This window comes from Kitasatospora sp. NPDC057738 (assembly GCF_042798815.1).
In the GTDB taxonomy this organism is placed as follows: Bacteria; Actinomycetota; Actinomycetes; order Streptomycetales; family Streptomycetaceae; genus Kitasatospora; species Kitasatospora lactacystinica.
The window spans coordinates 43,322-50,050 of sequence record NZ_JBHVJT010000029.1 but is presented as its reverse complement, the minus strand read 5'-3'; the positions used below and the strand labels follow the sequence as shown (position 1 = coordinate 50,050).

Annotated in this window: 7 protein-coding genes; 5 read left to right on the top strand and 2 right to left on the bottom strand. The window is 74.0% G+C overall.

The genetic code is table 11. The annotated features are described in order from the left end of the window. Positions 1-113 precede the first annotated feature (113 nt). From ACFVGO_RS17955 to ACFVGO_RS17935, 5 genes are all read left to right on the top strand, one after another. Entirely contained in the window at positions 114-578 is a 465-nt protein-coding gene (locus ACFVGO_RS17955) for a peptidase inhibitor family I36 protein (RefSeq protein ID WP_380632713.1), read from the top strand. Next, positions 575-844, top strand: a complete 270-nt coding sequence (locus ACFVGO_RS17950) for a peptidase inhibitor family I36 protein (RefSeq protein ID WP_380632710.1) — start codon at positions 575-577, stop codon at positions 842-844. The genes ACFVGO_RS17955 and ACFVGO_RS17950 overlap by 4 nt, the downstream gene beginning before the upstream one ends. A gap of 15 nt (positions 845-859) precedes the next feature. Then, on the top strand, positions 860-2,473 hold the full coding sequence (locus tag ACFVGO_RS17945; RefSeq protein ID WP_380632707.1) for a phosphodiester glycosidase family protein: 1,614 nt from the start codon (positions 860-862) through the stop codon (positions 2,471-2,473). Continuing rightward, the gene (locus ACFVGO_RS17940) at positions 2,464-2,697 is read left to right on the top strand and encodes a glycoside hydrolase family 19 protein (RefSeq protein ID WP_380632749.1); all 234 of its coding nucleotides are present in this window, start codon (positions 2,464-2,466) and stop codon (positions 2,695-2,697) included. The genes ACFVGO_RS17945 and ACFVGO_RS17940 overlap by 10 nt, the downstream gene beginning before the upstream one ends. An 85-nt stretch (positions 2,698-2,782) precedes the next feature. Beyond that, positions 2,783-3,598 carry a response regulator transcription factor gene (locus tag ACFVGO_RS17935; RefSeq protein WP_380632704.1) on the top strand — a complete coding sequence of 272 codons (816 nt, stop codon included), beginning with the start codon at positions 2,783-2,785 and terminating at the stop codon, positions 3,596-3,598. Between the two features lie 3 nt (positions 3,599-3,601). Here the strand turns inward: ACFVGO_RS17935 and ACFVGO_RS17930 are convergent, their stop codons facing one another. Then, positions 3,602-5,401 carry a prolyl oligopeptidase family serine peptidase gene (locus ACFVGO_RS17930; RefSeq protein ID WP_380352692.1) on the bottom strand — a complete coding sequence of 600 codons (1,800 nt, stop codon included), beginning with the start codon at positions 5,399-5,401 and terminating at the stop codon, positions 3,602-3,604. Between the two features lie 45 nt (positions 5,402-5,446). Continuing rightward, entirely contained in the window at positions 5,447-6,682 is a 1,236-nt protein-coding gene (locus ACFVGO_RS17925) for an MFS transporter (RefSeq protein WP_380632700.1), read from the bottom strand. Positions 6,683-6,729: the final 47 nt, after the last annotated feature.

Genomic DNA, 6,729 nt, shown 5'->3' with positions numbered 1-6,729 from the left:
CGTCTTCCGGGGGGGGATAGCGCTTCCTGGGGGCATGCCCGCCCTCCCCCCCGCCCCGCGCCCTGCGTTCCACCGTGTTCCGACCACCGCTTCACCGAAAGGGGAACTCCGCCGTGAGGCAACACCTCCCGCGCGCCGTCGTGGGCATCCTGCTCGTGGCGCTCGTGATCGCCTTCCTGCCCGGCACCCGGGCCACCGCCGCGAGCTGGACCAGCCACTGCGCCGTCGGCGGCTTCTGCCTCTACGACCAGAACGGCGGCCAGGGCGCCGAGCTCGCCAACGACCCCCGGGTCCCCGTCCAGGGCGTCGACCCCGCCTGGAACGACCGGGCCCGCTCGGTGGACAACCAGTCCGCCTACTGGGCCTGCCTCTACGCCGACGGCGCCTACGGCGGCACCGTCCAGGCCGTCCGGCCCGGCGGCCAGGCCGACCTCGCCGACCTCGGCACCCACCTGGACGGCAAGGTCACCTCCGTCAAGGGCGCCAAGTCCAAGGCCGGCTGCTTCACCGGCTACGAGCGCTGCGAGACCGGCCGGCTCTGCCTGTTCGCGGAGGAGGGGGCGGCTGCGGCGCGATGACCTCCCTCACCGAGGACGAGGTCCGCGACTACGGCGCCGAGTGGAACGACCGCACGGTCTCCGTCTTCAACCACACCGCCAAGCACGCCTGCTTCTACCCGGACAACGGGCTCACCGGCTCCTGGACCGCCAACGGCTCCACCTACCGGGCCTTCGTCGTCCTCAGCGGCGACAGCACCTTCGTCCCCGCGCCCTACGCCGGCACGCTCAGCTCCGACCGTCTGGTCGTCGCCGCCAACGGCCGCCCCGCCACCGACTTCTGCTGAACCGGGAGCCCCCTCATGAAGCACACCCTCGTCCGGCGGGCCGCCGCGATCCGGACCGCCACCGCCCTCGGCCTGGCGGCCTCCGTCCTCGCCGTCCCCGGCAGCGGCCTGGCCGGCGCGGCGACCGGCGACACCAACCCGGGCGACATCGTCCTGGGCGCCATCACCCTCGCCCAGGCCGCGGCCACCACGCCCTTCCCCGGGATCACCCGCACCGTCTACCAGGACGCCGACCGCACGTGGACGGTCAACGTCATGGACATCGACCCGAACCGGGCCCCGATCACCTTCGACGGCTCGATCGGGCAGGGCATGTACACCACGCAGACCGTCCAGGAGATGCTGGAGCAGACCACCGGCGTGACCAGCCGTCGCCCCTACCTCGGGGTCAACGGCGGCTACTTCGACGACGGCGTGGTCCTCGACCAGACCGCCCGGATCTACCTCGGCGACCTCGGCGGCACCTCGATGAAGAACGGGCGGCTGCTCAGCGAGGCCGGCGGAGGCCGCTACGCCTACGACCCCGTCACCGGCAAGGCCGTCGGGCTGCGCCCCGCCAACTCCGTGCTGATGCTGCAGAACGGCCGCCCGTACATCACCGAGCTCGGCACCGCGCTCACCGTGCGGCTCTCCGACGACGCCACCGTCAGCCGCAAGGTCGACGGCGTCAACCGGCTCCCCGGCCGGGCCGGCCACTGCCTGCGCAACACCGACCCCGCCAACACGGACGTGACGGTCGCCGGCGGCGTCTGCTTCGACCCGTCGGAGATCGTCGAGTTCACCCCCGAGTTCGGGGCGAGGACGCCGGCCGCCGACCTGCTCAAGCAGACCGCCACCACCACGGACGACGACCCGGGCGTCGAGGTGCTGTTCAACGCGGCGGGCGTCGCCACCGCCTGCTTCCGCCCCGGCGCCACCGCCGGCGGCATCGTCTCCGACGCCCCGCGCGGCGGCCACGACGTGCCGCCCGGCGGACGGGCCCTGGAGGGCACCGGCGACGGCGCGGCCTGGCTCTGGGACAACGCCTGCGCCGGCAGGCCGGTCAGCCTGCACACGGTGGTCACCGACACCCGCTTCGGCGACACCGTCGCCGACACCTGGTTCGGCCGCGCCCCGGCCGGCGCCGTCGAGCGGCCGATCGACCCGGCGATGTACGCCACCCCCGTCGGCGACGTCCTGATCCGCGACGCCACGGTCGTCTACCAGGTGCCCGGTGACACCGCGCGGGCCTGGCGCACCGCCGGCGGCGCGGACGGCTTCGGCCACCTCTTCTTCGTCACCGTCGAGGGACAGAAGGGCGGCCCCGCGCCCCTCGCCGCCGGGGCCACCCGCAGCGAGCTCGCCCAGCTGCTCAAGGCGCTCAACCTGGTCGACGCCGTCAACATGGACGGCGGCGGCTCGACCACCCTCAACCTGCGCGACCCGAACGGCAGCGAACCGCCCGTCACCACCACCACGGACTCCGCGCCGCGTCACGTCGCCGACACCGTGTACGCCGCGGTCGGCGGCTACGGCCTCGCCAAAAAGGCCCGCACCCCGGCCCGCCCCGGCCCTCTCGTCGGACCGGCCGACGGGAGGGCCACTCGCCGCCCCGGCGCCGCGTCCCCGGCCGCGGCCCGATCCAGCTGAGCTGGAACTTCAGCTACAAGGCGGCCGGCGACGCCCTCGGCATCGACCTGCTGCGCCACCCCAACCTGGTGCGGACCGATCCGGCGGTCGCCTGGAAGACCGCGCTCTGGTACTGGAACACCCAGAACGGGCCGGGCACCATGCCCCCGCACAGGTGCAGAGCCGGATCAACGCCTACCAGCGCTTCACCCAACTGCTCGGCACCGTACCGGGCAACAACCTGAGCTGCTGAGCCCCGAGGCCCATCGGGACCTGGCCGGTCCGCGGGAAGCGGCCGGGCACGGGGGTCACCGGCGCGAGTCGGCGTGGGTGCGGCACCACCACGGGATCCTCGCCGTCTGGCGCGGGAACTTCGCGAACGCCGCCGAGCTGTTCGCGCGGGCGCGCACCGATTTCCGCGAGCTGGGCTGCCTCGACGCGGCGCTCGAGTGCCGGGTCAAGTTCGCCATCGCGCACGCCTACGGGGGCGAGGCCGCCGCGGCCGCCGAGGCGTGCGGCGAGGTCGAGGCGGCCGCCCTCGCACACGGCGAGTCCTGGCTGCACGGGATGGCCCTGCTCGCCCGCGCACTGCTGGCCCTGCGCGCGGGCGAACCCGCCGACGCGACCGCGCGGGCCGGGGCGGCCATCGCCCGGCTGCGCCCCTTCCAGGACTGGTGGGACGTGGCCATGTGCGTGGAGGTCATCGCCTGGAGCGCCCGGGACGCCCCGCGGCGCGCGGCCCGGCTCCTGGGTGTGCTGCACCTGTTGTGGGAGTCGCTGGGCGGGCGGCTCGGCGCGGCACCGTTCATGCGCACGCAGCACCTGCGCCTGGACGCCGAGGTACGGGAGGCACTGGGAGTCGCCGCCTTCGACCGTGAGTTCCGCCGCGGAGCGCGCACCACCGTGGACGAGGCACTGGCCTACGTCCTGGACGAGTCGGCCGGGGTGCCGGGACTGACGAAGCGCGAGAGCCAGGTCGCGGAACTGGTCGCCGAAGGCCTCACCAACAAGGACATCGCGGCCCGCCTCACGATCGCCCAGCGCACCGCGGAGAACCACGTCGAACGCATCCTGGGCAAGTTGGGGTTCACCTCGCGCACGCAGCTCGCGGTGTGGACGTACGAGCGGCGAGGCGAACTGCCCTGAACATCACGACGTGGTGATGTGCGTGCCGACGAAGTCGATCATCTCGATGGTCTGCCGGATCCGTTCCTCCGCGACCAGCGAGCCGTGACCGGCGTCGTACCGGTACACCCGGCACTCCTTGCCCAGTTCGCCCAGCCGTTCGACGTACCGGTCGATCTGCCGGATCGGGCAGCGGGGATCGTTCTCCCCGGCCAGGATCATGACGGGGGCGCGGACCCGCTCGGCGTAACTGAGCGGGGAGGACCGCCGGTACCGCTCGGGCACCTCGTCCGGGGATCCGCCGAAGAGCGAGCGGTCGTACGCCCGGAGCATCTCCGTCTCGTCCCGGTAGGCGGTGAGGTAGTCCGCGATCGGCGCGTCGGCGAACCCGAGCGTCCAGGCCTCGGGCCGCAGGCCGAGGCCCAGCAGGGTGAGGTAGCCGCCCCAGGACCGGCCGGAGAGCACCATCCGGGCCGGGTCGGCGATCCCGTCGGCCACCAGGCGGTCGCGCACCGCGTGGACGTCCTCGAGCTCGGTCAGTCCGGGGCGGCCCTCGATCGCGTCGCGCCACTGCGAGCCGTAGCCGGTCGAGCCGCGGAAGTTGAGGTGCACGACCAGGAATCCCTGGTCCACCCAGACGGCGGCGGGCGGGTTGTACGAGTCGTCGTTCCAGCCCGCGGGGCCGCCGTGCACGTCGAAGAGGCAGGGGTGGGGCTGCTCACCGCCGCCGGGCGGCCGGGAGATCAGCACGTGGATCGGGCCGCCCGGCCCGTCGACCCAGAGGTCCTCCACGGGGACGGAGGAGGGCGGTGTCGGACCCGGCGGGGTGAGGAGCACCGATCCGGACGTCGAGCGGATGACCGGTGGCGAGGCCGCGTCGGTCCAGGCGAACGCCACGGTGCCGTCCGGCCGGGCCGCCGCGCCCGCGATGACGCCACGCGGGGTGGGCAGGCGGGTCAGCTCCTTGTGCGCGAGGTCGTAGCGGTAGAGCTGGTGACGGGCGTGGTGGGTGTGGGTGATCAGGAGGGCGGAGCCGTCCGGGTACCAGGAGGCGGTCAGCTCACCGGGCAGGTCGAGGACGATCTCCTCCTGCCGGCCGGTCAGGACGTCCCAGAGCAGGGGTTCGGGGCGGCCGCGCCGCTCGTGCTCCACCAGCAGGAACGCCTCGCCCGGGGACGGGGACGGGGCCGGGGAGAAGGCTCCGGCCCGCACGCCCAGGCCGGGCCCGTCCGCGAGGTCGGCCACCACGGTTCCGTCCGGGCGCAGCACCCGCACGGCCGGGTGCCGGCTGTCCCCCGCCTCGCTGTGCCCGATCGCGATGAGCGACTCGTCCCGGGACAGCGCGGCGACCCAGGCGTCCTGCTCGTGCCGGTAGAGGACCGTCGGGCTCTTCCCGGGGACGCAGAGGTGGATGGTGGTTCCGCCGCGGACCGTACCGCCGACGACCGCCAGACCGCTCGATCCCAGGGCCAGACCCGCCGGGTAGGCCGGTTCCAGGCCCGGGACGGCCGGTTCGTCGTCGCCGCCGTCGAACGGCTGGCGCATCCAGACGCCGTACTCACCGCCGTCGGCGTCGGCGAACCACCACAGCCAGTCACCGGCCGGGTCGATGGCCGCCGTGAGGGTTCCGTTCGCCCGGTGGGTCACCTGCCGGGCCGTGCCGGTGCTTTCGTCCCGGGCGTGGATCTCCCAGGTTCCCGAGGCGTTTGAGCGGTGGAAGCTGCGGGCCGGGGCGTCCGCGGCCCATTCCGGCAGGCCGACCCGGGCCGCCCGGAACCTGGCCTTCCACCGTTCCTGGTCGATGACGGGCTCGTGATCGGTCAACTCTTCACTCCGAGGCGGATGACGGGCTCGTGGTCGATCAACTCTTCACTCCGAGGCAGCGGTGACGGGGGCGTCGGTGCGGTGTTCCGGTCGGCGGGCGGGTCCGGGCCCGATCAGGCAGGCGACGCAGAGCAGGCCGCAGCAGCCGGCGAGCGCGATGACCTGGGCCGCGCCGAGGAACTGGGCGGCCGCACCGGCCGCGGCGAACCCGAGGCCCTGCCAGAACATCAGGCCGGTGGACTGGAGGTTGAGCGCCCGGCCGCGCAGTTCCTCCGGGGCGACGTCCATCAGCAGCCGGTCCAGGCCGAGGTGGTGGGCGAAACCGAGGCCGCTCACCACGAGCAGTGGCAGGGCGACGGCCAGCGGCGGGTGGAGGACGAACACCAGCATCGGCGCGAAGACGGTGGCGGCGGCCCAGCCGACCAGCCGGACCTGCCGGCCCGCGTCGGCCAGGGTGTTGGTGAGCACCTCGCCGAGCACGGCGCCGGCCGGGACGGCGGACAGGAAGAGGCCGGCGCCGAGGCTCCCGGCGTGCACGCTCCCGGTGTACGGGACGGCGAGCGCCTCGGCGGCCACGCCCAGCGCGGGGACGGCCCAGCTGAGCAGGAGGACCCTCCGCAGCGGTCGGACCCGGAACATCGCGCCCATGCCGCCGAACGAATCCCGGATCAGGGACGGGCGTTCGGCGGTGTCCTCGGGGCGGCGTTCCACGGTGCCGAACCTGAGCAGCGCGGCCGAGACCGCGAAGCAGGCGGCGTTCCCGATCAGCACGCCGGTCGCCGAGACGCCGGTGAGCAGCACGCCGGCCACCGCCGTGCCCCCGAGCAGCGCGCTCTGCGACACCAGTCGCAGCAGGCTGCGGGCCGGCACGAAGGCCGGCCCGGGCACCACATCGGGAAGGGTGGCCGCGCGCGCCCCGGCGATCACCGGGGCGATCAGGCCGCGCCCGAACGCGAGTGCCAGCAGCATCACCACCGGGGTCCCGGGGACGGCCATCACCGCGGTGAGCGCTGCGGAGGCCAGGTTGCACCAGACCAGCAGCCGGCGGATCGGCAGGCGGTCGGTCAGCGCGTTCAGCAGCGTCCCCGCGACCAGGTACGGGGCGAAGGTGACGGTGAAGACCAGTGCCGACAGCAGCGGCGATCCGGTTCTGGCGTAGATGAGCACGGTCAGCGCGAAGTTCGCGATGACCATGCCGGTGACCGAGACCACATGGGCGGCGAAGATCGCGCGGAACTCCGCCACGGCGAGCGCGTCGCGGTAGCGGCCTGTGCTGCTCACGGGGGCGGCTCCCCTCTCCTCAGTCGGAACTCGGCCTGCACTCGGGC